Raw genomic sequence first — 23103 nt, forward strand, 5'->3', positions numbered from 1 at the left:
GGGGACTCCGCCATCCTCGCTTCGCTGCGGTGGCTCCCCGAATCACTCAGCCGTATAGACGAAGGAAGCCCCTCCGTGCTTCGCTCGGAGGGGCTTCCTTCGTCGGTGGACCTAAGGGGATTCGAACCCCTGACCTCCTCGATGCGAACGAGGCGCGCTACCAACTGCGCCATAGGCCCTGACGTCTTCTACGCTATCACGCTCGAAGACCCGCTCGTGCCGCGCGGATCAGCCGGCTGCACGCTTCGCGAGCAGGTCGCGGACGTGCGCCTCGATCTCGGCGTCGTCGACGTATCCCATCTTCGCGAAGGGAGATGAGGCGGCCGGAGCGGCGGCGGGGATCTGGACAGGTGCCGCGGGCGCCAGGCGCTCGGCACGCTCGCGCAGCTCGGCGAGGCGAGCCGCGGTCCGGCGCTCCTCCTGCGCATCGAACTCTGCTCGCGCGACCTGCGCGCGAGAGCCTGCGACGCTCACCAGCGGCTCGGGCAGCGGACGCGGAGTCCACGTCGCTCGTCCCTGATCGTGCAGTTCGGGCGCCACCCTCTGCACGGGCTGCTCGGCGACCCGGACGGAACGTCGAGCGGCGCGGGCGGCGACCGCCGACATGCGCTGCAGGGCGTAGCCGGCCACGACGATCAGCGCACCACCGGCCCACAGCAGCAGCTGAGCCTGAAGGGCGATCAGCTGCCACACGCCCAGTCCCGCGATGACGAGACCGAGAAGAAGAGTCGAGGTGGCGACGATGCGCACGCGGCGACGAGCGCGCGCCTGGCGGATGACAGGATCAGCCCTCGTTGCCGCGAGCTCCTGCCGGAGAGCCATGAGTTCGGCCGCTTCCCTCTCCGACTGCAGGCGCTTCGCGAGCTTCTGCTGCGCGAGAGCGGTCCGCGCGTTGAGCTCGAGACGCACCTCGCCGGGAGTCTCGCTGGTCTCGGCGAGCACCCGGAGGGCCTGATTGAGGCGGACGGCGTTGCGCTCTGCGGCGTCGTACTGGAACCGTCCGCGCCACGAGGGCAGCAGATAGAGCATCCACAGGAGCACGGCGACGAGGACTATCACTCCCCCGCTCAGCACTGGCCCGTCCATGTCGACAACGGTACGGGAACATCGGTGGTCACGACGCTCAGTGGCAGCGTGTGTCGCGACGAGTTCTGAACTCCGCGGCGTGTCAGAGCGCGAAACGGTCGGAGGGAGGGATCGTCGCGGCGTCGGGAGGCACCTCGCCGTTCAGCCACCTGGCCAGCACACCCTGCGGCACGTCCTCGCGCGTCAGGGCGAACGCGTAGTGATCGCGCCAGTCGCCGTCGATGTGGATGTACCGGCGACGCAGCCCCTCGTAGCGGAACCCGAGCTTCTGCACGACCCTCAGACTCGCGACGTTCTCGGGGCGGATGCAGATCTCCATCCGATGCAGGGCGTACTCCGTGAAGCACGCGTCCGTCGCGAGTGCGACAGCCGTCGGCGCGATGCCCTTGCCCGCGAAGCGCTCGCTCACCCAGTAGCCGATGGTCGCCGAGCACAGCGACCCGCGCGAGACCCCCCAGACGTTGAGCTGCCCGGCGATCTCGCCCTCGTACTCCATGACGAACGGATAGCCCGCACCGTCGCGGTACTGCTGCAGCAGACGACGGATGCTGAGCCGCATGTCGAACGAGACCGAGCCGTACGGCACGGTGGCCTCCCACGGCTGCAGCCAGGAGCGGTTGCTCAGCAGCTCGTGCTGCAGAGCCCTCGCGTCCCGGGAGCGCACGAGGCGCAGCTCGATGGGCCCGTGCCGCATCCCTGTCGCCTGATCCATCCGCGCGCCCACGACCGCGACGACGCCTAGAGGCGTTCCGCGAACTCCTTGAGCCACGGACGCAGCTCGGGACCGAGGTCATCGCGATCGGAGGCCAGCTGCACGATCGCCTTGATGTAGTCGACGCGGTCACCGGTGTCATACCGGCGTCCGCGGAAGATCACGCCGACCACACCGGGGCCCTCGGGGCTGGTCGCCAGCTCCTGCAGCGCATCGGTCAGTTGGATCTCTCCGCCCTTGCCCGGTTCGGTGCGCTCGAGCACCTCGAAGATCGACGCGGGAAGCACATAGCGACCGATGATCGCGAGGTTCGACGGAGCATCTTCGGCGGCCGGCTTCTCGACGAGGTCGGTCACGCGCACGGCATCCGATCCCTCGATGTCCTCGACGGCTGCGGCGCCGTACATGTGGATGCTCGCGGGGTCGACCTCCATGAGGGCGATCACGGCAGCACCGGTGCGCTCGTGCTCCGCGATCATCTCGGTGAGCAGCTGGTCGCGCTCGTCGATGAGGTCGTCGCCCAGAAGCACGGCGAAGGAGCTGTCGCCGACGTGCGTGCGAGCGCGCAGCACCGCGTGACCGAGGCCCTTCGGCTCGCCCTGTCGGACGAAGTGGATGTCGGCGAGATCGCTCGAGTGGATGACCCGCGCCAGGCGACCGGTGTCGCCCTTCTCCATCAGCTTCACCTCGAGCTCGGGAACCGAGTCGAAGTGGTTGGAGATCGCGTTCTTGTTGCGGCCGATGATGACGAGGATGTCGTCGATCCCGGCGGAGGCGGCCTCTTCGACGACGTACTGGATGGCCGGCTTGTCGACGACCGGCAGCATCTCCTTCGGCATCGCCTTCGTCGCCGGCAGGAACCGTGTTCCCAATCCTGCAGCGGGAATGACAGCCTTCATCTTCCTAATACCCATCCACACAGCCTAGTGGGGATGCCACCGTAGACTCGGAGGCATGTCCCATGACGTCGAGCATGAGAAGCGCGCGCTTCGCGCCGAACTCCGCGAGCGCCGCCAGCTGCTGAGCGACGCGCAGCGAGAGACCGCCGCATCCGCCATCACACAGCGACTCGATGAACTCGTCGAGTCGCTCGGCGCCCGATCGATCTCGTGCTTCCTCTCGACCACGACCGAACCGGGCACGAGGGATTTCGTCACCGGGGCCGTGCGCCGCGGCATCCGGGTCCTGCTTCCGGTGACGCGCGCAGACGGCCTGCTCGACTGGGCGGTGGCGACCGATGACGACGACATCACCGAGGGCCTGTTCGGGCTGCCCGAGCCCACCGGCGAGGTCCTCGGTCCGATCGCGGTCAACGACGTCGATCTGATGGTGATCCCCGCCGCCGCCGTCGACCGCACCGGGATGCGCATGGGCTGGGGGCGCGGATACTTCGACAAGACCATCGGATCGATGGAGAAGTGCCCACCTGTCTACGCAGTCATCTATGATTCCGAGGTACTCGACTTCCTGCCGAGGGAAGTGCACGATCAGCCGGTCTCCGGCATCGTGACTCCCACGCAGACCCTGCACCTGTCGCCGACGCGACGCTGACCCGCGAGGATCGCAATGCCCACCTATGCCTATGCCTGCCGTTCGTGCGGCCACGCCTTCGACGCCGTGCAGAGCTTCTCGGACGACGCCCTCACCGTGTGCCCCGAATGCGGCGGCGAGCTGCGCAAGCAGTATGGATCGATCGGCGTGACGTTCAACGGATCGGGCTTCTATCGCACCGACTCGCGCGCGGGCTCCGGCGCTTCCGCCCCTGCCCCGGCATCATCGAAGTCGGAGCCGGCCAAGAGCACCACTCCGGCACCCGCGTCGACCAGCACTTCTTCCTGACAACATCGACTCTTCGGAGGCATTCATGCTCAAAGGCTTCAAGGACTTCATCCTCCGCGGCAACGTGATCGACCTCGCAGTCGCGGTCGTCATCGGCACCGCGTTCACGGCGATCGTCACCGCCGTGGTCAGCAGCATCATCACCCCGCTCGTCTCGCTGTTCTTCAAGGCCGATGCGGCCGGCAACTTCGGTCCGACGCTGACGAGCATCTACGGCGACGAGGTCACGTTCCCGATCGGCGACCTGATCTCGGCGATCATCAGCTTCCTCTCGGTCGCCCTGGTCGTGTACTTCGTCTTCGTCCTGCCGATGAACACGTTCAAGGCGCACGTCGAGGCCCGCAAGGGCACCCCGGCCGAGCAGCCCGAGGAGGAGCCGGCCGCGGCCACCGAGGCCGAACTGCTCGTCGAGATCCGCGACCTGCTCGCCAGGAACAGCTCGCGCAGCTGACGCGCCGCCGTCCTACGACGAAGCGCACGGTCCTGATCGGGCCGTGCGCTTCGTCGTATCCCCTGTGGAGAACTCGGGGGCAGGCGCTCAGTAGTGCGGGGGCACGTCCTGCATCAGCTGATCGTCGTTCGGACCCTTCGGACCCTTCGGACCCTTCGGCCGACGCGGCTCCTTCGAGACCCGCTCCGGGTCGGTGTCGGTTCCCGCCACCGGAGTGAGCCGGGCCCGTCTCGATCCGACGACCCGAACGACCTTCTGCCGGGGCGCGTCAGGGTCGCGTTGGTCAGTCATTCTGCGGATCGGAGAGATCGATCGGCTGCGTGTCGTTCTCGGCGCGAGCCGCGGATGCCGAGATGCCCAGGACTCCCGCGATACGCGTGGCCGCGGTGACCGGGTCGCTGTAGAGGTCGAACGCATGCACGCGCACGTAGTGCCAGCCGAGGCGACGCAGCACATGCGGGCGCAGTCGTAGCGTCTCGCGCAGGGACTCCCCCCGAGACTCCGGGTCTGACTCGATCACGACCGCCTTGCCGTTGTGCTGGGCGACGAGCGGCAGCAGGCCGCGGTAGTCGACGTCGACGGCGGCGCCGAGGCGGCGCAGCTCGCGCGCGAGTGCGAGTGTCAGCGGATCGGCGAGGTCCTCGAGGCGCGCATCGCGTGCACGGGTGGCGAGGCCGCCCAGGATCGACATCAGCGTGGCCGCGCCGTACTCGAGGCGACCGTCGTCGAACGAAGAGGGCCGGATCGACGAGACGATGACCATGGACCGCCGCGCACGGGTCATCCCCACCGTGAGCAGCCGCTCGCCATCCGGTGTCGAGAGGTCACCGAAGTCGCTGAGCACCCGGCCGTGCTTGGTGAGGCCGTAGCCGAGCGAGAAGATCACGCGGTCGCGGCTCTCGGCGACCGACTCCTCGAGAGTGAGCACCGCGAAGGGCTCGGCAGTGTCGCGGCCGACGAAGTCGGCGACATCCGATCGTCCGGCGAAGGCGGAGGTGACCGCGGCGCGCACACGCTCAGCGTGACGTCTGCTCGCCGTGACGACCATCAGAGACTCGTCCGGGCGGTGCACGGCGTGCTCGACGACCAGCGTGACCACGCGCGCGACCTCGGCTTCGGGGCTCTCCACCGCACCTGACACGGGGTCGGGGGCTCCGGTGCCGCCTTCGACATAGTCGACGGTGAGACTGCCACGGCCGAGATACGAGCCCGCCCAGGGCAGGGAGACGATCTCGCCGCCGTAGAACGCGTCGTTGATGAGCTCGGCGAGGTCTTCGCCGCCGGCGCGGTAGCTGCGCGTGAGGGTCATCACCGGGAGCAGTTCCGAGAGCCGCTCGAACACCGATACGGAGTCGAAGGGAACCTCGTGCTCCCACTCGGACCCCGGGTCGACGGCGACGTGGAACGCGGTCGGCAGCTGCGTGACCGGGTCGCCGAACGCCACGACCTGACGGGCGCGGCGGATCGCCGGGGCGGCCTCTGCCAGGTTGATCGCGGCCGCATCGACGAGGAGCACCGTGTCGAATTCGACCGAGTCGGGGATCTGCGGCACGAGGTAGGGCGACGAGATCCAGACCGGTGCGAGCACGTCGACGAGCGTGGGCGCTGAGCTCACGATCTCGGCCGTCGTCGTGCCCGGCTGCTTCAGTGCGCGCCTCAGATTCTGGGATTCCTGCGGCTCGTCGACGATCGCGATCTTCCACTGGTTCGCGAGCTGCCACGCGAGCAGCGGGCCCGCCATCGCGGCATGCGCCTCGTCGACGAGACGGAAGTCCCGCTCGAGCCGATCGACCACAGCGGTGTTCGCGCCGAGCAGCGCACGGTCCTCCTGCAGAGCGCGTTCGAGCAGCGTCTGCCACCAGGCGAACTCCAGCTCGTCGCCCACGCGCGACTCGGCGACATGGCGAACGGACAACTCCGCGAGCAGCGGCTCGAGACCGAGTTCGGCCAGCCGATCGCGCAGCTGGGCGCGCTCCACGAGGTTGTCGAAGACATCGGACTTGGCGGCGAGGCCCGCGAGAGTGCGTACGAGACGGGCGACGGGGAGCGTCGAGAGCGGCTCTCTGCGTCCGAGTGCGACATCCAGCTCTGCGAGCTCGGCGGTGACGCGCTGCCAGGAGGCGTAGACGTCGGCGAGACCGAGCGGCACCTCGGGTGCGACACCGGCTTCCACGAATCGCTGCCACTGGGTGCGCTGCGCCTGGATGCGCAGCAGCGACTCGTGCATCTCGGTGACGTGCACGCCCGGGCGGACGTACTCCTTGGCGAGTCGACGCAGACGGCGCCGGTTGGCTCCGGACATCGCCGGCGCATCGCGTCGCGAACCGTGGGCCTGGATCAGCTCCCCCAGCGGGCGTTCGAACACGGTGGGGCTGAACCGGTCGAGGGAATCACGGATGCCCTGCAGGAGCCGCAGGTACTCACCGAGCTCGTCGATGGTCGAGAACGGACGCATGTGCGTCTGGGCGATCAGTGCGTAACCCCGCTCGAGCAGCGCGGGCACGCTCTCGGAGTGCAGGCGCGCCGCCAGCTGGTGCGCGGACTTCGCCGCCTCTGTGCTCGCGAAGGTCACGCCGTACCAGGGCGAGTCGTCAGGGCCGAAGCGGAACTCGCCCAGGCGCGCCGCCTGCGCGAGCGCGGCGGCAGCAGACGAGCGGTCATCGGCGAGACGGCGGAGGGTCTCGGCGCTGAGCCGCGCGGTGGTCGACGGCGGAGTGGGCAGCGAGGCGAGCCTCGTGAGGTGGCGCGTGGCGTCGAGCACCGAGGAGTTCGTCCCGGCGACCGGAGCGGTGAGCGCCTGGCGGTAGTCCCGCAGCACGGCGCGCAGACGCACCAGCGCGTCATCGACGTCGCTGACCTTCGGAGCAGTCGCCTTCTCGTTCCGGCCGATCGCACGCACGAGGTCACGGCGCACGCTGGCGGGCGAGACGGCCAGGCTGTCGAGACCGATGCCCGCCAGGCGATGCCGCACACCGTCGAGGGTCGAGCGCCGGGCCGAGACGACGAGCACACGCTTGCCGGCACGCACGAGTTCGCCGAGCGCATTGATCACGGTCTGCGTGCCGCCGGTGCCGGGGAGGGTCGCGACGGTGAGCGAGTGGCCGGCCGCGATCTTCGCGAGAAGCGCCTCCTGCTCGGCATCCGCGTCGAGCAGCAGATTGTCGGATGCCGGCGCGCGGTCATCCGGTCCGGTGTGATGGGGGTCGGGTCTGCGCGCGGAGACCTGCTCGCGGTCGCCCACGTGTCCGGCGAGGGCGTTGAGCACGACATGGTCGAGGCTGCCGCCGTCGCGGGACATCGCACCGCCGACGTCGGCGAAGGTCGAGACCACGAGCCTCGGCAGCACCGTGAACGTGTCGATCGATCGTGTCGTGGCCCGCAGGCTGTCGATCACCGGCTGAGGCTTGAAGATCCCGCCGTCGTAGGCGAGGGCGGCGAGCGCCGCCGCGTCGATCGTGATGCCGAAGTGCTCGCGCGCGATCCGCACGAGCTCCGGGTTCACCTCGAACGCCCCCTGCAACTTCAACTCGAAGTCGGAGTGGTGCCGACGGATCGCCAGCGGCCGCAGGAGCACGGGTGCCGAGAACTCCGCCCCGCCGATGCGCCATCCCGCGACTCCGACCGCGAGGTGCACGGCTTCGATGCCGCGGACGGTGCGCAGCTCGGTGTTCTTCGCGGTGATCCGCTCGGCGGCGAGCCTCGCGGTCCGCAGACCGACCTCGTCGCGATAGAGGTTCGACAGCAGGGTGGATTTGCCGGTGATGAACTGGGGAAGGCTGCCGGGGTGAGCCTTCGAGATGTCGATGCCGGACTCGACCGTGTCGCGGAAGTTGACGAGCGGCGATGAGCCGCCGAGGTCGGCGGCCTCCGCACGCAGACGGGTGCGCTCCGCCTCTGCGGCATGCGCGATGCCGATACCGGAGACCGGCTCGTGCAACTCGCCGAGGGTCACTGCGGCATCGGTCGCTGCGTCATCCGCAGCCTTGCCTTCACGTCGCCACACACCTCACACACTAAGCGCGCCTCGCCGCACAGCCGGTATCCCTGGCGGGTTTCACCGTATTTCCGCCCATCAGAGGCCTGCAGCGGGCGCATGCGGACTGCTTCTGCACGCAGGCAGCGAGCCGGCAGGGTCTCCCCCGGTCGTGCTCATGACGATGCCTGTGCCGGATCGTTGCGGTCAGTATGGAGGCATGACCTTCCGCTACGACTTCGCACCGACCCCGTTCGGAGACGCCCTCGCCGTGTTCTCCGACGAGGGTCTCGTCCGATTCGACCTCTCGGAATCAGACGACCCTTCGGTTCCCTGGGTTCTCGAGAACGTCTCGGGTCAGCTTCGCGCCGTGCCCGAGCCGGACCCGGGCGCAGCCGACGAGGTCACCGAGCTCCTCGATGCGTACTTCGACGGCTCGCCGGTGCGCTTCCAGGATCATCTTGCGTTCGACTGGCGTCTCGTCGACGGGTTCGCCCGCACCGCACTGCAGACGATCAGCACGATCGAGTGGGGAGAGACGATGAGCTACGGCGAGATCGCGGCTCTCGCCGGTCGCCCCGGTGCCGCCCGCGCCGTCGGCACCGCCTGCCGCCTCACGCCCTTCTCGATCGTCGTCCCCGTTCACCGCGTGGTGCGGTGGGACGGAACGGCGGGGCAGTACGGCGCGCATCCCGAGCGCAAGAGATTCCTTCTCGACCTCGAGTCGCACCGCTGACCGCACACGACGTGGACCCCGACGAGTAGGCCGTCGGGGTCCACGTTCGCATCACCGCCGGATCAGTGATCCACGGCCTTCTCCGCTCCGAACCCGGTGAGCGAGCGCACCTCCATCTCGGCCGCCAGGAGTGGCGACTCCTTGGTGCGGCTCGTGACGGTTCCGAGCCAGCCGAGGAAGAAGCCGAGCGGGATCGACACGATGCCCGGATTGTTCATCGGCCACAGGACGATGTCGATTCCGGGGATCATCGACGTCGGCGAACCGGAGAACACCGGCGACAGGACGATGAGGATGATCGCCGCCGCAAGACCGCCGTACATGCTCCAGACGGCCCCGCGCGTGTTGAATCGTCTCCAGAACAGCGAGTAGAGGATCGTCGGCAGATTCGCCGAGGCGGCGACCGCGAAGGCGAGCGCCACGAGGAAGGCGATGTTCTGCCCCTGCGCGCCGATGCCGCCGACGATGGCAAGGATGCCGATCACGACCACCGTTCGCCGGGCGACGCGCACCTCGCCGTCAGGGTCGGGCTCGACGGGGTTGCCCGCGGAGTCCTTCTTTCCCTTCTGGATCACGTTCGCATAGATGTCATGTGCGAACGAGGCGGCTGCCGTGATCGTGAGTCCGGCTACCACGGCGAGGATCGTCGCGAACGCGACCGCCGAGATGAAGCCGAGCAGTACCGGTCCTCCCAGGTACAGCGCGAGCAGCGGAGCGGCGGAGTTCGGTCCACCCGGAGCCGCCGCGATCACATCCGCACCGACGAGCGCCCCCGCTCCGTACCCGAGCACCAACGTCAGCAGATAGAAGCCGCCGATGAGCCAGATCGCCCACACCACCGAACGGCGGGCTTCCTTGGCCGTGGGCACCGTGTAGAAGCGCATCAGCACGTGCGGGAGTCCAGCGGTTCCGAGCACGAGAGCCATGCCGAGGGACACGAAGTCCCACGGGTTCGCACCGTACTGCAGCCCCGGCCCGAGGATGGCGTCGCCCTTGTCGGAGTTCGCCACGGCCGCCTCGAGCAGCGTGTTGAGGCTGAACCCGTTGATCGCCAGCACCCAGATCGTCATCGCGATGGCACCGCCGATGAGCAGGAACGCCTTCACGATCTGCACCCAGGTCGTGCCCTTCATACCGCCGATGAGGACGTAGACGATCATCAGCAGGCCGACCACCGCGATGACGATCGACTGCCCGACCCGGCCGTCGATGCCGAGCAGCAGCGAGACCAGGCCGCCGGCACCCGCCATCTGCGCGAGCAGGTAGAAGAAGCACACGGCGAGCGTGGTGATCGCGGCCGCCATGCGCACCGGGCGCTGCTTCAGCCGGAAGGACAGCACGTCGGCCATCGTGAACTTGCCGGTATTGCGCATGAGCTCTGCGACGAGAAGCAACGCGACGAGCCAGGCGACGAGGAATCCGATCGAATAGAGGAATCCGTCGTAGCCGTTGATCGCGATCGCTCCGCAGATTCCGAGGAACGACGCCGCAGAAAGATAATCGCCGGCGATCGCGAAGCCGTTCTGCGGCCCCGTGAACGAGCGCCCGGCGGCATAGTAGTCAGCCGCCGTCTTGTTGTTCTTGCTCGCGCGAATCACGATGAACAACGTCACCGCGACGAATGCACCGAAGATCGAGATGTTGAGAATGGGATTGCTCTCGACCTCGACCGCCTGGGTTGCAGAGTGGATCATGTTCATGCCTCCGCCTGCGCCTTCTCGAGTTCGTCACGGATCTCGGTCGCTATCGGGTCGAGTCTGCGATTCGCGAACGCGACATAGCCCATCGTGATCGCGAAGGTGGTGACGAACTGCCCGAGACCCATGAGCAGTCCGACGGTGATATCGCCCCACACCTTCTGCGACATGAAGTCGATCGCGAATGCGGCGAGCAGGACGTAGACGAAGTACCAGATGAGGAAGAACGCCGCGAGCGGGAAGATGAACGATCGCTGCGTCTTCTTCAACTCGCGGAATCGTGGTGATTGCTCGACAGCGATGTAGTCGATCGCTCCCGGCGAATCTGCCGTCGGATGGTCGGTCATGGGGCCTCCTTGCCTCATGTGCTGCGGCTCGCCCCGGTTTCCCAGGCGAATGATAGGGTCGACGCTACGAAACGGGGGACAGCGCCGTCACCCCCGAAAGTAGGTAGTCGTGAGCACATCGACCCCGATGGAATCAGAGACCGAGCTCGTCGCCAGAGCCGTGCGCGAGCTCGCTCAGCGCACCCGATTTCCCGTCACTTTCGGAGGACTCGTCGACGAGGGCGTCGTCAGCGTCACCAGCATCGTCGGAAATCGCACGCGCAGCCTCGACGGACTGCGGGTGAGACCCGAGCGTGGTCTCGGCGGGCGGGCGATGATGGAGCTGCGCCCTCGGATGACCAGCGACTACGGTTCCTCGCAGCAGATCACCCATGACTACGACGTGTTCGTGCTCGGAGAGGGGCTGCGGACGCTGCTCGCTCTGCCGATCATCGTGAGCGGTCGCCCTCGGGGCGTGCTCTATGCCGGCACCTGGGACACGACACCCGTCGGAGGCGTGACGACCGCTCCGGCGATGCAGGTCGCGCAGTCGGTGGCGGAGGAGCTTCGCGTTCGCGACGAGGTGGAGCGACGACTGCGCGCGGTGACGCCGGCCTCCGCATCCGTCGCGCCTCGCCATCGCGAGGAGCTGCGCGAGAGCTTCGCAGAGCTTCGCAGCATCGGGGCATCCGTCGACGATGCCGAGCTCCGCGCGCGGATCGCGCAGGTGGAGCAGCGTCTCGTGATGCTCGCGGAGGACGCTGTGCCGACGGGCACCGGACCGATCTCGACCATTCATCTCTCCCGTCGTGAGACCGATGTGCTCGCCTGCGCGGCCCTAGGGGCGACGAATGCGGAGATCGCCGGCCAGCTGGGCCTCCGCGAGGGCACGGTCAAGGCCTACCTCGGAACGGCGATGTCGAAGCTCGACGCGTCGACCCGCCACGCCGCCGTGGCCAAGGCGCGCCGCGCCGGGCTGCTCCCCTGAGCCTTCTGCACGCGCGACAATCGCCGAGTAAGAGCTGCACAGGCACTGCCCAGCGCCGACGGCTATCGTGAATACTGGTCGGTGAACCCCGGCCCCGGACGAGGCAGACCAGTACCCGGTGAGCGAAAAGACTGGTCCGAAAGGACCGTCATGTCGTGGATAGTGCTGATCATCTCCGGAGTCCTCGAGGCCGTATGGGCGACTGCCCTGGGCAAATCCGAGGGACTCACCAAACTGTGGCCCAGCATCATCTTCGTGGGTGGACTCGCGCTCTCGATGATCGGGCTCGCATTCGCGATGCGTGATATCGCGACCGGCACCGCTTACGCGGTATGGGTCGGAATCGGTGTGACACTCACCGTCATCTGGGCGATGGTCACGGGTGACAGCGAGATCTCCTGGGCGCGGATCCTGTTGCTTCTCGGACTCGTCGGATGCATCGTCGGCCTGAAATTGATCGACCCCGGTCACGATTAACACTTCGGAACACGTTTATCGGGAGTATTGTCATTTCCATGGCAAGAAGAATTGTGCACCAGTTGGTCGATGACATCGACGGAAGCGTCCTGGACGTGGGCGAAGGCGAGACAGTACATTTCTCGCTCAATGGAACCTCTTACGAGATCGATCTGAATACCGCGCACGCAGAGGAATTGCGAGCGGCATTCGAGCCGTACATCTCGGCGGGGCGTCGGGCAGGCTCGGCCGTGTCAGCGCGATCGGCCGCACCTCGCAAGCGCGCCGGTCGCAACCCCGAGGTCGCCGCGATCAGGGCGTGGGCGAACGACAACGGCTACACGCTCTCGGAGCGGGGCCGCATCCCCGCTCCGGTCGTCGAGGCGTACAACGCCGCGCACTGACTCACTCCGAGGTCGCGACTCCGGGCTGGGCCCACGGCTCATCCCGGAGCGTGATCTCCTTGGCCATGTCCGAGAGGAATCGGATGACCACGTCACGCTCATCCGCCGTCAGCCGCGCCGCGGAGTAGAAGCGCTTGGCCTGCTGACGACCCACCGTCTCCATCGCAGCCTGCCGCGTCTCCGGGGTGATGGTGATCGCGAGAGCACGCCGGTCGGTCGGATGCGGTGCACGCCGGATGTGGCCACCCTTCTCGAGGCGGTCGAGCAGTTTCGTCGTCGACGCCGTCGATATCCCGAGGTGGGTCGCTATCCCCCCGGGAGTGGCCGTCGCACCGCGGTTCTCGCAGACGATCAGATAGTGCAGCGCGCGCATGTCCGTCTCGTTCAGGCGCATGTAGCGCCGAGAGGCGAGCGACAGCTTCTGCTCGGCATCCCTGAGCTCGCCGAGGGCTCCCATGACCAGCGCGATCTGTCGCAGGTCCTCGGGAGCGACCCCTGACCGGTCGATCAGAGTGCTCCGCGGATCCGCCGACTCGACGTCGTAGATCGCGGCGTGCGCGAGACCATCGGGCGAGATCGCCTCCTGTCTCGAGAGCACACCCGACGCGCCGCTTCCGCGGGGGGTGGCGTCGGGTCCGTCGCGCATGACATCATGCTACACACGAATGTTTCATGTTATGTTGATTATTAGCTAAGCTAGCGAAAATCGAGGAGGTTCCCCCGTTGGATGAGGTCACCCTCCTTTCTGCAGACGGAGTCGCGATCGGCACACGCCCCAAAGACACCGTCCACACGACCGATACCCCTCTTCACCTGGCCTTCTCCTGCCACGTCTTCGACCGTGACGGGAGACTGCTGGTGACGCGACGAGCACTCGCGAAGCGCACGTGGCCCGGTGTCTGGACCAACAGCTTCTGCGGTCACCCGCGCCCCGGCGAGGACATCACGGACGCGGTGCATCGCCGTGCCAAGGACGAACTCGGACTCCGCCTCACCGACGTGTCCGTGGTGCTGCCCGACTACCGCTACCGGGCCGTCGACGCCAGCGGGATCGTCGAGAACGAGATCTGTCCCGTCCATGTCGCCATCGCAGACGGCCCCCTCTCCCCCGACCCTGACGAGGTCGCCGAGTGGGAATGGGTGGACCCGGCGGAGTTCGCCGACTCCGTCATCGGCGCCCCCTTCGCCTTCAGCCCCTGGCTCGTCGAGCAGCTCCCCCAGCTCCGCGACCTCGGGGTGGTGTGACCATGAGCGTGACCGTGACGCAGGCCGCGCCGCGAGAAGACATGAACACCCGTGTCGAATCGGTGCTGCGTCAGCGCTTCGACCTTCACTGCGAGAACGCCGAGGCGTACGGAAGCGAATTCGCGGCACTCTGGCGTGCGACAGCAGACCATGCCCTCGGCGGCAAGCTCGTGCGCCCCAGGCTGCTGCTCGACATCCACCGCGCACTGGTCCCGGATGCCGACGAGAGCGCGACCACGGCCGCCGTCGACATCGCTACGCACATCGAGCTGCTGCACTACGCCTTCCTGCTCCACGACGACGTCATCGACGGAGACCTCACCCGCCGCAAGCGACCGAACCTGATCGGACAGCTCGCGGCCGGCGCGCCGGGCACCTCCGAGGAGGGCTCGCTGCACTGGGCCAGATCCAGCGCGATCCTGATGGGCGACCTGATGCTCTCGGCAGCGATCATGGGCTTCGCCCGGGCAGAGGTCTCGGCGCCCGCGCGACGACGCCTGCTCGATCTTGTCGAGCAGACCATCCTCGAGACCGTCGCCGGCGAGCACACCGATGTCGCGCTGAGCCATGGGATCATCGCCTCGGACGTCGACACCGTTCTCACCATGAGCGTCTACAAGACGGCGACCTACTCGTTCTCCCTGCCGCTGCGAGCGGCGGCGCTCCTCGCCGAATCCTCGGCTTCTGCCGAAGCGACGCTGCAGTCCGTCGGCCGCCATCTGGGCCTCGCATACCAGCTGCAGGACGATCTGCTCTGCGTCTTCGGCGACCACCGCACGCACGGCAAGGACGCGTTCTCCGATCTGCGGGAGGGCAAGGAGACAGCTCTCATCGCCTTCGCCCGTTCGACGAGCACCTGGGAGCGCATCGCGCCCCGATTCGGTTCCGCAGACCTGAGTCTGCAGGACGCCACCGCGATGCGCGATCTGCTGCGCGAATGCGGAGCCGAGCGATTCGTCGTCGGGCTCATCGGCGATCAGCTCGACGCGGTCTACGCGCTGCTGTCCGAGGCGGAGCTCGCCGGCGAGATCAGCTCGGACGCCGCGCGGTCGATCCTGGTCTCCGCGTCCCGCCTCGAAGGACGCCAGGCATGAGCCCGACCCCTCACGACGCGTCGAGTGCGAGTCTGGGGCGATTCAACCGCGCCGCCGACACCGCATCCACCGAGGTCATCCGCACCTACTCGACGTCGTTCGGGCTCGCGACGCGACTGCTCGGCGAGAGACATCGCCAGCACGTGCGCAACATCTACGCCATGGTGCGCATCGCCGACGAGATCGTCGACGGGGTCGCCGCACAGGCAGGACTCGACGAGTCCGCCCAGACCGACGCTCTCGCATCCTATGTCGCCGAGACCCACCGGGCGATGAGCGTCGGATACAGCACGGACCTCGTGCTGCACGCCTTCGCGCGCACAGCGAGGGAGAGTGGGATCGGCGAGGATCTCACACAGCCCTTCTTCGACTCCATGGCCGCTGACATCGCGTCCGACACCGACTTCACCGCGTACGACGCGGCCGCGCATGAGCGCTATGTGTACGGCTCTGCCGAGGTGGTCGGACTGATGTGCCTTCGCGTGTTCCTGCGAGACGAGAGGCGCACGACCGTCGAGCTCGAGACCCTGACCCACGGAGCGCGACAGCTCGGCGCGGCGTTCCAGAACGTCAACTTCCTGCGGGACCTCGCAGACGACACCGAGCGCCTGCAGCGCGGGTATCTCGGCGACAGCGGCCGGCTCACGGACGCCGACCGCGACGACTGGGTTCGCACGATCACCGAGCAGCTCGACGACGCGGCGCGCTCGATCCCCCTGCTCCCCAAAGACTCGCGAGCGGCCGTGCGCAGCGCCCACGCACTGTTCGCCGCACTGACGAGACGCGTGGCGAAGACTCCGGCCTCGAGCCTCTACGAGCGTCGAGTGCGGGTCCCCGATCCGGTCAAGGCGCTGCTGGCCGCGCGATCGGTTCTCGTGACGGCGATGGAGCGGAACCGATGAGTCGGGTCGCGGTGATCGGCGCGGGCGTCGCCGGTCTTGCTGTCGCCGGATTGCTCGCCCGCGACGGTCACGATGTGACCGTCTACGAGAAGAACAGTCGGGTCGGCGGTCGCGCGGGAACGATCGAGCGCGACGGCTTCCGGTTCGACTCCGGGCCGTCGTGGTACCTCATGCCCGAGGTGTTCGATCACTTCTTCGAGATGATGGGCACCTCGACGCAGGATCAGCTCGACCTGACGCTGCTCGATCCCGGATACCGGGTCTTCCAGGCGCCGGAATCCGACGGGCGCCCGTCGCCCTCCGTCACGGTGCCCACCGGGCGCGCAGCCGTGTCCCGTCTGTTCGAGTCTCGCGAGCCCGGCTCGGCGCAGGCGCTCGACGCGTACCTCGACTCGGCGCACGACGCACGCGTCATGGCCGAACGCTACTTCCTCTACAACCCGTTCACGCGGTTGCGCACGCTGATGACGCCGGAGGTGCTGCGAGCCCTGCCTCGTCTCTTCACGCTGCTGGGCACACGCCTGCAGTCGTTCGCCGCTCGACGCTTCCGAGATCCGGTGATCCGTCAGCTGCTCGGATACCCCGCGGTGTTCCTCGGCACGGACCCCCGCACCGCGCCGGCGATGTACCACCTCATGAGCGCTCTCGATCTCGACGAGGGCGTCAGCTACCCGCAGGGCGGGTTCTGGCGGGTCGTGGAGCGCATCGCGGAGCTGGCCGAGAAGGCGGGCGCCAGGATCGTGCTGGATGCCGACGTCACGGCGATCAGCACCGGCATGCAGTCAGGTACACCGACCGTGACGGGTGTCGAGTGGCGCGACTCCGACGGAGTCGCGCACGCGGCAGACGCTGACATCGTCGTCTCCGGCGCCGATCTGCACCACACCGAGACGGCACTGCTCCCGCCGCACCTTCGCACGTACCCCGATTCGTGGTGGCAGCGGCGGACGAGCGGACCGGGGGCCGTGCTGGTGATGCTCGGCGTTCGCGGTTCTCTGCCCGAGCTGCCGCACCACTCGCTGTTCTTCACCGAAGACTGGGATGCCAACTTCGACGCCATCTTCGGCGACGCGCCCGAGATCCCCTCCCCTGCCTCGACCTATGTCTGCCGGCCGAGCGCCACCGACAGCAGCGTCGCACCCGAAGGGCACGAGAATCTCTTCGTCCTCGTGCCGATCCCGGCCGACACGGCCTTGGGAGCGGGCGGCTCCGACGGCGGCGGATCAGCCGCGATCGAGCAGGCGGCGGATGCGGCGATCGACCAGATCGCGAGCTGGGCCGGAATCGACGACCTGCGCGAGCGCATCGTGGTGCGTGAGACGAAGGGTCCCGCGGACTTCCTCACGGACTACAACTCATGGCGTGGCGGGATGCTGGGGCCTGCGCACATCCTCTCCCAGAGCGCGATGTTCCGGGCTCAGAACGAGTCGCGTCAGGTGTCCGGCCTCTACTATGCGGGTGCCACGACCGCTCCGGGAGTCGGTGTGCCGATGTGCCTGATCAGTGCCGAGATCGTCCTCAAGCGGATCCGCGGCGACCACTCCAGCGGACCCCTCGATGTCTCAGCCACCGCTGCGTCCCCGAGCGGAACAGAGTGATGGGCTTCGTGTATCCGGCAGTCCTGGTCGTCACACTCGGATGCATGCTGCTGCTCGACTGGCGATTCCGGCTGTTCTTCTGGCGCGACGCCGTGACCGCGGCCGTCGTCACGGCCGTCGGGCTCGCATTCTTCCTCGTCTGGGACGTCGCGGGTATCGCCGGAGGGATCTTCTTCCGCGGCGACTCGGCCATCGCGACAGGGATCGTCCTCGCACCCGAGCTGCCGATCGAGGAGCCCGTCTTCCTCGTCTTCCTCGTCGTGTGCACGATGGTCGTCTACACCGGTGCCGTGCGGATCCTGACGGGACTGAGCCGGCGCCCGAGCGAGGTCGAGCAGTGACCTACATCGAACTCTCCGCGTGGTTCGTCGGCGCCGCGGTGGTGGCGGCCGTCGTCCTGTCCGTCGTCTCGGGTCGGTATCGCGCCCACCTCGGCGCGATGGCCGCGACGATCGCGGTGCTCTTCATCCTCACCGCCGTGTTCGACACGGTGATGATCGCGACGGGTCTGTTCCACTACTCCGCCGATCATCTGCTCGGCGTGCACATCGGCCTCGCGCCTCTCGAGGACTTCGCCTATCCGCTCGCCGGGGCGGTGCTGCTGCCGACCCTGTGGGCGGCGCTGCGCGCCCGTCGACGCGCCCGTGTCGGCATCCGTGCCACCGATGAGGAGCCCTCATGACCTCATCGACCCGCGGCTCCGTCGGTCGCGACATCGCTCAGATCGTTCTGTCATCCCGTCCGATCAGCTGGATCAACACCGCCTTCCCCTTCGCAGCCGCGTACCTTCTGAGCACGCGCGAGATCGACCTCACGCTGATCATCGGCACCCTGTACTTCCTGGTGCCCTACAACCTGGCGATGTACGGCATCAATGACGTGTTCGACTACGCGTCCGACCTCGCCAATCCGCGCAAGGGCGGGATCGAGGGGGCGCTGCTCTCTCCCCGCATCCACCGGGTCACCCTGTGGGCGGCGGTCGTGACGAACGTGCCGTTCCTCGTCTACCTCGTCGCGGTCGGAAACCCCGCGTCCTGGTTCTGGCTGGCGCTCAGCGTATTCGCCGTGATCGCCTACTCCGCGCCGAAGCTCCGCTTCAAGGAGCGGCCGTTCGTCGATTCGACGACGTCGAGCCTGCACTTCGTGACCCCAGCGATCGTGGGTCTCGCCCTGGCCGAAGCGTCCGTCACGCCCACGGCGGTCATCGTGCTCGTCGCCTTCTTCCTGTGGGGCATGGCCGCCCACGCCTTCGGAGCGGTGCAGGACATCGCACCCGACCGCGAAGGGGGCATCGGCTCGATCGCGACCGTGATCGGAGCCCGTGCGACCGTGCGGCTGTCGATCGCGCTCTGGGCAATGGCCGGGGTCGCGATGCTGTTCACCTCGTGGCCAGGCCCCTTGGGTGCCGCGCTCGCGCTTCCCTACATCGTGAACGCGGCGCCCTGGTGGAACGTCACCGACGAGACCTCCGCGGGCACCAACCGCGCCTGGCGTCGATTCATCTTCCTCAACTACTTCGCCGGGTTCCTCGCGACGATGATCCTCATCCTCGCCTGGGTCTCCTGACGCCCACCACCGCTGATCCCCGCCCTGCACGTCCCGAGAGGAACCCGATGTCCCGCCCTGAGCACGCCCCCGCCCCGCCGATCAGAGAGCGCACGCGGCGCCATTCCTGGGCGCGCGTCCTCATCCCCGTCGCCCTGATCCTGGTGTGGCTGGTCGGGGCAGGGCTCGGTGGCCCGCTGTTCGGCAAGGTCGACGAGGTCTCGTCGAACGATCAGACGAGCTATCTGCCCGAGTCGGCTGATGCGACTCAGGTGCAGAAGCTCCTCGGCGAGTTCAACGACAGCGACGCCATCCCGGCGATCGCCGTCTTCGTCTCCGATGGCGAACTCTCGGAGTCGGATGTCCAGACCATCTCGGATGCCGTGGCCGACGCGCCGTCCGTCGAGGGTGTGAGCGAGGATGTCTCCCCCGCTCTGACCTCGGAAGACGGCAAGGCCGTGCAGGCGTTCATCCCCATCGAGGGCGACGCGGAGCTCGCCGATGCGATCGACGCGCTCGGCGCTCAGTTGCGCGAAGCCGCTCCGGACGGCGTCACGGTCTACATCACGGGTCCTGCGGGGTTCAGCGCTGACCTCGTCGCCGGGTTCGCCGGCATCGACGGACTGCTGCTGGGCGTCGCCCTGCTCGCGGTGCTCGTCATCCTGGTGCTGGTCTACCGCTCGTTCCTGCTGCCCATCGTCGTGCTCTCGACGAGCCTGTTCGCGCTCTGCGTGGCGCTGCTGGTCGTGTGGTGGCTCGCGAAGTTCGAGGTGCTGCTGCTCAGCGGCCAGACCCAGGGCATCCTGTTCATCCTGGTCATCGGAGCCGCCACCGACTACGCCCTGCTCCTGGTGGCGCGGTTCCGCGAAGAACTCCGAGTCTCCCAGGACAAGGGAACGGCCGTGCTCGCGGCGTGGAAGGGCTCGTTCGAGCCGATCGTCGCCTCCGGCGGCACGGTGATCGCCGGTCTTCTGTGCCTGCTGCTCAGCGACCTCAAGTCCAACAGCACTCTCGGTCCCGTGGCCGCGATCGGCATCGTGTTCGCGATGCTCGCAGCGCTCACGCTGCTTCCTGCGCTGCTGCTGCTGTTCGGCCGTGCAGTCTTCTGGCCCCGGCGTCCGAAATTCGAGCCCGAGGTCGTCGCCGAGGAGCACGGCATGCGCAAGACGGGGCTGTGGGCGCGACTCGCGCACCTGATCACCAAGCGTCCGCGCGTCATCTGGATCGTTACGACCCTGGTGCTGCTCGCCGGCGCCTCCGGCGTGCTGCAGCTCAACGCCGTCGGCGTGCCGCAGTCCGACCTCGTACTCGGCGCCTCTGAAGCCCGCGACGGACAGGTGGCCCTCGGCGAGCACTTCCCCGGCGGTTCGGGCAGCCCCGTCTACGTGGTCGTCGCGGAGGAGCGGCTGCAGGATGCTGCCGACGTGCTTCTCGCCGACGACGGCGTCGACGGAGTCTCGGTGACGGCTGCCGATTCACCGAGCGGTGCGGCGACGGTCACCGAAGACGGACTGGCCGCGGTCGGCCCTCCGGGGACCCCTGTTCCCGAGCCCACCGTCGTCGACGGCGAGGTCCTGCTGCAGGGCACCTTGACCGACGCGGCCGACTCGGATGCGGCTGCCGCCACCGTGCGCGATCTGCGCGCAGAGTTGAACGAGATCGATGCGCTGGTGGGAGGAGTCACCGCGACGGCCATCGACACCAACGATGCCTCGATCCACGACCGCAACCTGATCATCCCCGTGGTCCTCGTGGTGATCATGCTTATCCTCATGCTGCTGCTGCGTTCGATCCTCGCCCCGGTGCTGCTGATCATCACCACCGTGCTGTCGTTCGGCACGGCCATGGGCGTCTCGGCGCTGGTGTTCAACGGCGTGTTCGACTTCCCCGGCGCCGACCCTGCCGTGCCGCTGTACGGGTTCGTGTTCCTGGTCGCGCTCGGCATCGACTACAACATCTTCCTGATGACCAGAGTGCGCGAGGAATCTCTCGAGCACGGCACCCGCGAGGGCGTTCTCCGCGGGCTCTCGATCACGGGAGGCGTCATCACCTCCGCCGGCCTCGTGCTCGCTGCGACCTTCGCCGCACTGGGTGTGATCCCGATCCTGTTCCTGGCGCAGCTCGCGTTCATCGTCGCGTTCGGCGTGCTGCTCGACACGTTCGTGGTGCGCTCGCTGCTCGTGCCGGCGCTCGCCTACGACCTGGGCCGAGTGATCTGGTGGCCGTCGAAGCTGTGGCGCAGCGGTCGCGACTGAGAGGTGCCCTCGACTGGATTCGAACCAGCGACCTGCCCTTTAGGAGAGGGCTGCTCTATCCTGCTGAGCTACGGGGGCGAGGATTCCATTCTAGAGGAAGCCTCGCCCCCGCCTTCCGCTCACGCCGCGAGGGCGAGGTACGGCTCCCACCTCGGATCGCTCCGCTCGGTGCCACGCACCGTCCACGCCGTGCCGTGAGGAGGACGCGGCGCGAACCGCAGCTCCCAGCGCATCTCCTGCGGAGTGCGGTCGCTCTTGGTGTTGTTGCAGCGCAGGCAGCAGGCGACGAGGTTCTCCCACGAATCGGCTCCGCCCCGCGAGCGCGGCATCACGTGGTCGATGGTCGACGCCGCCTTGCCGCAGTAGCCGCAGCGGTGATTGTCGCGGCGCAGGACTCCCCGCCGGGTCACCGGCACCCGTCTGCTTGCGGGAATGCGCACGTAACGCGAGAGGACGATGACGGCGGGGCGGTCGTAGACGCCGTGGCTGCCCCAGACGGGGTCGTCTTCCACGCGTTCGATCACGGTGGCCTTGTCATTCATGACCAGGACCAGGGCTCTCTTGAACGACACGATCGCGAGCGGTTCGTATCCTGCGTTCAGTACAAGTGTGCGCATCGTCATCCTCTCGATCCGCCGGGACGGCTTCCCGGCACTCTCGACTCACACGAAGCCGCACGGAGTGGAAGCGTTCGCAGGGACGAAAAAAGGCGCTGTCTACAGACAGCGCCTCATACGCACGGCAACGCCGTGGTGTCCCTGCGGACGATGCAGAAGGACGTGACGACCGAGGGCATCCATGGTTCGGATGCTCGGTATTCGCTCCATCAGCTTCTCCCGCCTGTGCGACAACGGGTTCAGGCTAACCCATCAGGAGTGCCCGAGGGCGAAACTGCGGGTGAACTCCCGGAGGCGTGTCCGGGAGGAAGTGAGGTGGGTAGGGCGATCAGCCCGCGTTGGCTCCGAGCCAGGCGATCGGCTCCATGAGCCCGCCGTTGACCCAGACCTCGAAGTGCAGATGGTTGGCGGTCGAACGCCCGGTGCTGCCGACGAAGCCGATCAGCTGGCCAGCGGCCACCGTCTGGCCGGCCTGGACCTGGCGCGAGCCGTAGATCATGTGGCCGTACGTGGTCTGCACGCGCTGGCCACCCACGACGCTGTCGAGCATGACTGCGACGCCGTACCCGCCGATGCTCTCTGCCGAGGCGCGCACGACACCGGCAGCGGCGGCATAGATCGGGGTTCCGGCGGGAGCAAGCATGTCAGCACCCTGGTGGGCGCCGCCGACCGTGCGGCTGACGTTGTACGAACCCTGGGGAAGCGGATACCGGACCTCGCCGGAGCCGGGCGACACCAGCGCGTAGCGACCCGTGTCGATCTTGGTCCCCGACGTCGACGCGACGGAGGCGGCAGCAGCGGCCGCACGGGCTGCGGCAGCTTCTTCCGCCTTCTTCTTCTCGATCTCGCCCGGGGTCGTGGCGGTGAACGTGCCGCGGCTGAGCGGGGCGGACGTGGCATCCGAGGCGACGACCAGCGACTGGGCGTCGACAGCAGCCATCTGCTGCAATGTCGTCGCCGTCTCGGCCGGCTTCGTCGCGGCGTAGGCGGGAAGAGCGACAGCGGCGACGAGAGCACCGACGGCCCCGAAGATGGCGATCGAACGCAAGGGCTTCACGACCTTGCGAGCGTCGACGCGGCTGCGAGAGCTGCGTGCGACTGCTCGATCTTCAGTTGTCTTCATGGGCGATTCGATGTCTTTGGCCAAAACTTGATCCTCCAGCGCCTGCGCGCTCGGGT

At 67.8% G+C, this 23103-nt stretch carries 25 protein-coding genes, 2 tRNA genes and 1 riboswitch; of the genes, 15 read left to right on the forward strand and 12 right to left on the reverse strand.

Features of this window, described 5'->3' with window-relative positions; translation table 11 throughout:
* Nucleotides 1-106 precede the first annotated feature (106 nt).
* The 4 genes from FIV50_RS12180 to galU form a co-directional block, all read right to left on the reverse strand.
* Nucleotides 107-179, reverse strand: a tRNA-Ala gene (locus tag FIV50_RS12180).
* Nucleotides 180-228: 49 nt separating this feature from the next.
* A complete protein-coding gene (locus FIV50_RS12185; RefSeq protein WP_140037663.1) occupies nt 229-1086 on the reverse strand; it encodes a hypothetical protein in 858 nt (285 codons plus the stop codon).
* Nucleotides 1087-1168: 82 nt separating this feature from the next.
* Nucleotides 1169-1780, reverse strand: coding sequence for a GNAT family N-acetyltransferase (locus tag FIV50_RS12190; RefSeq protein ID WP_140038770.1), 612 nt, complete (start codon nt 1778-1780; stop codon nt 1169-1171).
* Nucleotides 1781-1824: 44 nt separating this feature from the next.
* On the reverse strand, nt 1825-2712 hold the full coding sequence (gene galU, locus FIV50_RS12195) for a UTP--glucose-1-phosphate uridylyltransferase GalU (RefSeq protein WP_140037664.1): 888 nt from the start codon (nt 2710-2712) through the stop codon (nt 1825-1827).
* A 40-nt stretch (nt 2713-2752) separates the two neighbouring features.
* Between galU and FIV50_RS12200 the strand changes: the two genes are divergently transcribed.
* Genes FIV50_RS12200 through mscL form a run of 3 tightly spaced genes read left to right on the forward strand, consistent with a single transcriptional unit; the run spans nt 2753 to nt 4088 of the window.
* A complete protein-coding gene (locus FIV50_RS12200) occupies nt 2753-3349 on the forward strand; it encodes a 5-formyltetrahydrofolate cyclo-ligase (RefSeq protein WP_140037665.1) in 597 nt (198 codons plus the stop codon).
* 15 nt (nt 3350-3364) lie between these two features.
* Nucleotides 3365-3637, forward strand: coding sequence for an FmdB family zinc ribbon protein (locus FIV50_RS12205; protein WP_140037666.1), 273 nt, complete (start codon nt 3365-3367; stop codon nt 3635-3637).
* 25 nt (nt 3638-3662) lie between these two features.
* A complete protein-coding gene (mscL, locus tag FIV50_RS12210) occupies nt 3663-4088 on the forward strand; it encodes a large conductance mechanosensitive channel protein MscL (protein ID WP_140037667.1) in 426 nt (141 codons plus the stop codon).
* An 87-nt stretch (nt 4089-4175) separates the two neighbouring features.
* Here mscL and FIV50_RS12215 read toward each other — a convergent pair whose 3' ends face one another.
* The gene (locus FIV50_RS12215) at nt 4176-4379 is read right to left on the reverse strand and encodes a hypothetical protein (protein WP_140037668.1); all 204 of its coding nucleotides are present in this window, start codon (nt 4377-4379) and stop codon (nt 4176-4178) included.
* Nucleotides 4372-8091, reverse strand: coding sequence for an AAA family ATPase (locus FIV50_RS12220; protein WP_140037669.1), 3720 nt, complete (start codon nt 8089-8091; stop codon nt 4372-4374). The genes FIV50_RS12215 and FIV50_RS12220 overlap by 8 nt, the downstream gene beginning before the upstream one ends.
* Before the next feature lie 190 nt (nt 8092-8281).
* Between FIV50_RS12220 and FIV50_RS12225 the strand changes: the two genes are divergently transcribed.
* Nucleotides 8282-8797 carry a methylated-DNA--[protein]-cysteine S-methyltransferase gene (locus FIV50_RS12225; RefSeq protein ID WP_140037670.1) on the forward strand — a complete coding sequence of 172 codons (516 nt, stop codon included), beginning with the start codon at nt 8282-8284 and terminating at the stop codon, nt 8795-8797.
* 62 nt (nt 8798-8859) lie between these two features.
* Here FIV50_RS12225 and FIV50_RS12230 read toward each other — a convergent pair whose 3' ends face one another.
* On the reverse strand, nt 8860-10491 hold the full coding sequence (locus tag FIV50_RS12230; protein WP_258184245.1) for a solute symporter family protein: 1632 nt from the start codon (nt 10489-10491) through the stop codon (nt 8860-8862).
* Between the two features lie 2 nt (nt 10492-10493).
* Entirely contained in the window at nt 10494-10841 is a 348-nt protein-coding gene (locus tag FIV50_RS12235; RefSeq protein ID WP_140037672.1) for a DUF485 domain-containing protein, read from the reverse strand.
* 109 nt (nt 10842-10950) lie between these two features.
* On the opposite strand from FIV50_RS12235, the gene FIV50_RS12240 reads away from it, so the two are divergent.
* From FIV50_RS12240 to FIV50_RS12250, 3 genes are all read left to right on the forward strand, one after another.
* A complete protein-coding gene (locus FIV50_RS12240; RefSeq protein WP_258184246.1) occupies nt 10951-11808 on the forward strand; it encodes a LuxR C-terminal-related transcriptional regulator in 858 nt (285 codons plus the stop codon).
* Between the two features lie 72 nt (nt 11809-11880).
* Nucleotides 11881-11948, forward strand: a riboswitch (guanidine-III (ykkC-III) riboswitch).
* A 10-nt stretch (nt 11949-11958) separates the two neighbouring features.
* Nucleotides 11959-12285: a DMT family transporter gene (locus tag FIV50_RS12245; protein WP_140037673.1), complete on the forward strand. Its 327-nt coding sequence runs from the start codon at nt 11959-11961 to the stop codon at nt 12283-12285.
* 38 nt (nt 12286-12323) lie between these two features.
* Nucleotides 12324-12668, forward strand: coding sequence for a histone-like nucleoid-structuring protein Lsr2 (locus tag FIV50_RS12250; protein WP_140037674.1), 345 nt, complete (start codon nt 12324-12326; stop codon nt 12666-12668).
* Between the two features lies 1 nt (nt 12669).
* On the opposite strand, the gene FIV50_RS12255 is transcribed toward FIV50_RS12250, so the two are convergent.
* Nucleotides 12670-13314, reverse strand: a complete 645-nt coding sequence (locus tag FIV50_RS12255; protein WP_140037675.1) for a MarR family winged helix-turn-helix transcriptional regulator — start codon at nt 13312-13314, stop codon at nt 12670-12672.
* A 77-nt stretch (nt 13315-13391) separates the two neighbouring features.
* On the opposite strand from FIV50_RS12255, the gene idi reads away from it, so the two are divergent.
* Genes idi through FIV50_RS12295 form a run of 8 tightly spaced genes read left to right on the forward strand, consistent with a single transcriptional unit; the run spans nt 13392 to nt 21307 of the window.
* On the forward strand, nt 13392-13913 hold the full coding sequence (gene idi, locus FIV50_RS12260; RefSeq protein ID WP_140037676.1) for an isopentenyl-diphosphate Delta-isomerase: 522 nt from the start codon (nt 13392-13394) through the stop codon (nt 13911-13913).
* A gap of 2 nt (nt 13914-13915) precedes the next feature.
* Nucleotides 13916-15007 carry a polyprenyl synthetase family protein gene (locus tag FIV50_RS12265; RefSeq protein WP_140037677.1) on the forward strand — a complete coding sequence of 364 codons (1092 nt, stop codon included), beginning with the start codon at nt 13916-13918 and terminating at the stop codon, nt 15005-15007.
* Nucleotides 15004-15909 (forward strand): phytoene/squalene synthase family protein, encoded by a 906-nt coding sequence (locus tag FIV50_RS12270; protein WP_140037678.1) that lies wholly within the window; start codon nt 15004-15006, stop codon nt 15907-15909. The genes FIV50_RS12265 and FIV50_RS12270 overlap by 4 nt, the downstream gene beginning before the upstream one ends.
* Complete coding sequence (gene crtI / locus FIV50_RS12275) at nt 15906-17507, forward strand: phytoene desaturase family protein (protein ID WP_140037679.1); 1602 nt, start codon at nt 15906-15908, stop codon at nt 17505-17507. The genes FIV50_RS12270 and crtI overlap by 4 nt, the downstream gene beginning before the upstream one ends.
* Nucleotides 17507-17848: a lycopene cyclase domain-containing protein gene (locus FIV50_RS12280; protein WP_140037680.1), complete on the forward strand. Its 342-nt coding sequence runs from the start codon at nt 17507-17509 to the stop codon at nt 17846-17848. Before crtI ends, FIV50_RS12280 begins: the two co-directional genes overlap by 1 nt.
* Complete coding sequence (locus FIV50_RS12285) at nt 17845-18189, forward strand: lycopene cyclase domain-containing protein (RefSeq protein ID WP_140037681.1); 345 nt, start codon at nt 17845-17847, stop codon at nt 18187-18189. Before FIV50_RS12280 ends, FIV50_RS12285 begins: the two co-directional genes overlap by 4 nt.
* Nucleotides 18186-19073, forward strand: a complete 888-nt coding sequence (locus FIV50_RS12290; protein WP_140037682.1) for a prenyltransferase — start codon at nt 18186-18188, stop codon at nt 19071-19073. The genes FIV50_RS12285 and FIV50_RS12290 overlap by 4 nt, the downstream gene beginning before the upstream one ends.
* Before the next feature lie 47 nt (nt 19074-19120).
* A complete protein-coding gene (locus FIV50_RS12295) occupies nt 19121-21307 on the forward strand; it encodes an MMPL family transporter (RefSeq protein WP_140037683.1) in 2187 nt (728 codons plus the stop codon).
* 4 nt (nt 21308-21311) lie between these two features.
* On the opposite strand, the gene FIV50_RS12300 is transcribed toward FIV50_RS12295, so the two are convergent.
* The 3 genes from FIV50_RS12300 to FIV50_RS12310 all read right to left on the reverse strand — a co-directional run bounded on the left by FIV50_RS12300 (nt 21312) and on the right by FIV50_RS12310 (nt 23047).
* Nucleotides 21312-21385 (reverse strand) — tRNA-Arg (locus tag FIV50_RS12300).
* 41 nt (nt 21386-21426) lie between these two features.
* Nucleotides 21427-21924 (reverse strand): HNH endonuclease, encoded by a 498-nt coding sequence (locus FIV50_RS12305; RefSeq protein WP_042539885.1) that lies wholly within the window; start codon nt 21922-21924, stop codon nt 21427-21429.
* A gap of 328 nt (nt 21925-22252) precedes the next feature.
* Nucleotides 22253-23047, reverse strand: coding sequence for a M23 family metallopeptidase (locus FIV50_RS12310; RefSeq protein WP_140037684.1), 795 nt, complete (start codon nt 23045-23047; stop codon nt 22253-22255).
* Nucleotides 23048-23103 lie beyond the last annotated feature (56 nt).

Source organism: Microbacterium foliorum (assembly GCF_006385575.1).
GTDB classification, from domain to species: domain Bacteria; phylum Actinomycetota; class Actinomycetes; order Actinomycetales; family Microbacteriaceae; genus Microbacterium; species Microbacterium foliorum_B.

Bases quoted from the DNA above. Each gene is read 5' to 3' on its own strand.
- FIV50_RS12265 (WP_140037677.1), top strand. From the start codon at position 13,916: ATGAGCGTGACCGTGACGCAGGCCGCGCCGCGAGAAGACATGAACACC.
- FIV50_RS12245 (WP_140037673.1), top strand. From the start codon at position 11,959: ATGTCGTGGATAGTGCTGATCATCTCCGGAGTCCTCGAGGCCGTATGG.
- FIV50_RS12290 (WP_140037682.1), top strand. From the start codon at position 18,186: ATGACCTCATCGACCCGCGGCTCCGTCGGTCGCGACATCGCTCAGATC.
- crtI (WP_140037679.1), top strand. From the start codon at position 15,906: ATGAGTCGGGTCGCGGTGATCGGCGCGGGCGTCGCCGGTCTTGCTGTC.
- FIV50_RS12225 (WP_140037670.1), top strand. From the start codon at position 8,282: ATGACCTTCCGCTACGACTTCGCACCGACCCCGTTCGGAGACGCCCTC.
- FIV50_RS12270 (WP_140037678.1), top strand. From the start codon at position 15,004: ATGAGCCCGACCCCTCACGACGCGTCGAGTGCGAGTCTGGGGCGATTC.
- FIV50_RS12205 (WP_140037666.1), top strand. From the start codon at position 3,365: ATGCCCACCTATGCCTATGCCTGCCGTTCGTGCGGCCACGCCTTCGAC.
- FIV50_RS12310 (WP_140037684.1), bottom strand. From the start codon at position 23,047: ATGAAGACAACTGAAGATCGAGCAGTCGCACGCAGCTCTCGCAGCCGC.
- FIV50_RS12295 (WP_140037683.1), top strand. From the start codon at position 19,121: ATGTCCCGCCCTGAGCACGCCCCCGCCCCGCCGATCAGAGAGCGCACG.
- FIV50_RS12185 (WP_140037663.1), bottom strand. From the start codon at position 1,086: ATGGACGGGCCAGTGCTGAGCGGGGGAGTGATAGTCCTCGTCGCCGTG.
- FIV50_RS12280 (WP_140037680.1), top strand. From the start codon at position 17,507: ATGGGCTTCGTGTATCCGGCAGTCCTGGTCGTCACACTCGGATGCATG.
- FIV50_RS12230 (WP_258184245.1), bottom strand. From the start codon at position 10,491: ATGATCCACTCTGCAACCCAGGCGGTCGAGGTCGAGAGCAATCCCATT.
- FIV50_RS12215 (WP_140037668.1), bottom strand. From the start codon at position 4,379: ATGACTGACCAACGCGACCCTGACGCGCCCCGGCAGAAGGTCGTTCGG.
- FIV50_RS12235 (WP_140037672.1), bottom strand. From the start codon at position 10,841: ATGACCGACCATCCGACGGCAGATTCGCCGGGAGCGATCGACTACATC.
- mscL (WP_140037667.1), top strand. From the start codon at position 3,663: ATGCTCAAAGGCTTCAAGGACTTCATCCTCCGCGGCAACGTGATCGAC.
- FIV50_RS12305 (WP_042539885.1), bottom strand. From the start codon at position 21,924: ATGCGCACACTTGTACTGAACGCAGGATACGAACCGCTCGCGATCGTG.
- FIV50_RS12250 (WP_140037674.1), top strand. From the start codon at position 12,324: ATGGCAAGAAGAATTGTGCACCAGTTGGTCGATGACATCGACGGAAGC.
- FIV50_RS12200 (WP_140037665.1), top strand. From the start codon at position 2,753: ATGTCCCATGACGTCGAGCATGAGAAGCGCGCGCTTCGCGCCGAACTC.
- FIV50_RS12255 (WP_140037675.1), bottom strand. From the start codon at position 13,314: ATGCGCGACGGACCCGACGCCACCCCCCGCGGAAGCGGCGCGTCGGGT.
- FIV50_RS12190 (WP_140038770.1), bottom strand. From the start codon at position 1,780: ATGCGGCACGGGCCCATCGAGCTGCGCCTCGTGCGCTCCCGGGACGCG.
- galU (WP_140037664.1), bottom strand. From the start codon at position 2,712: ATGGGTATTAGGAAGATGAAGGCTGTCATTCCCGCTGCAGGATTGGGA.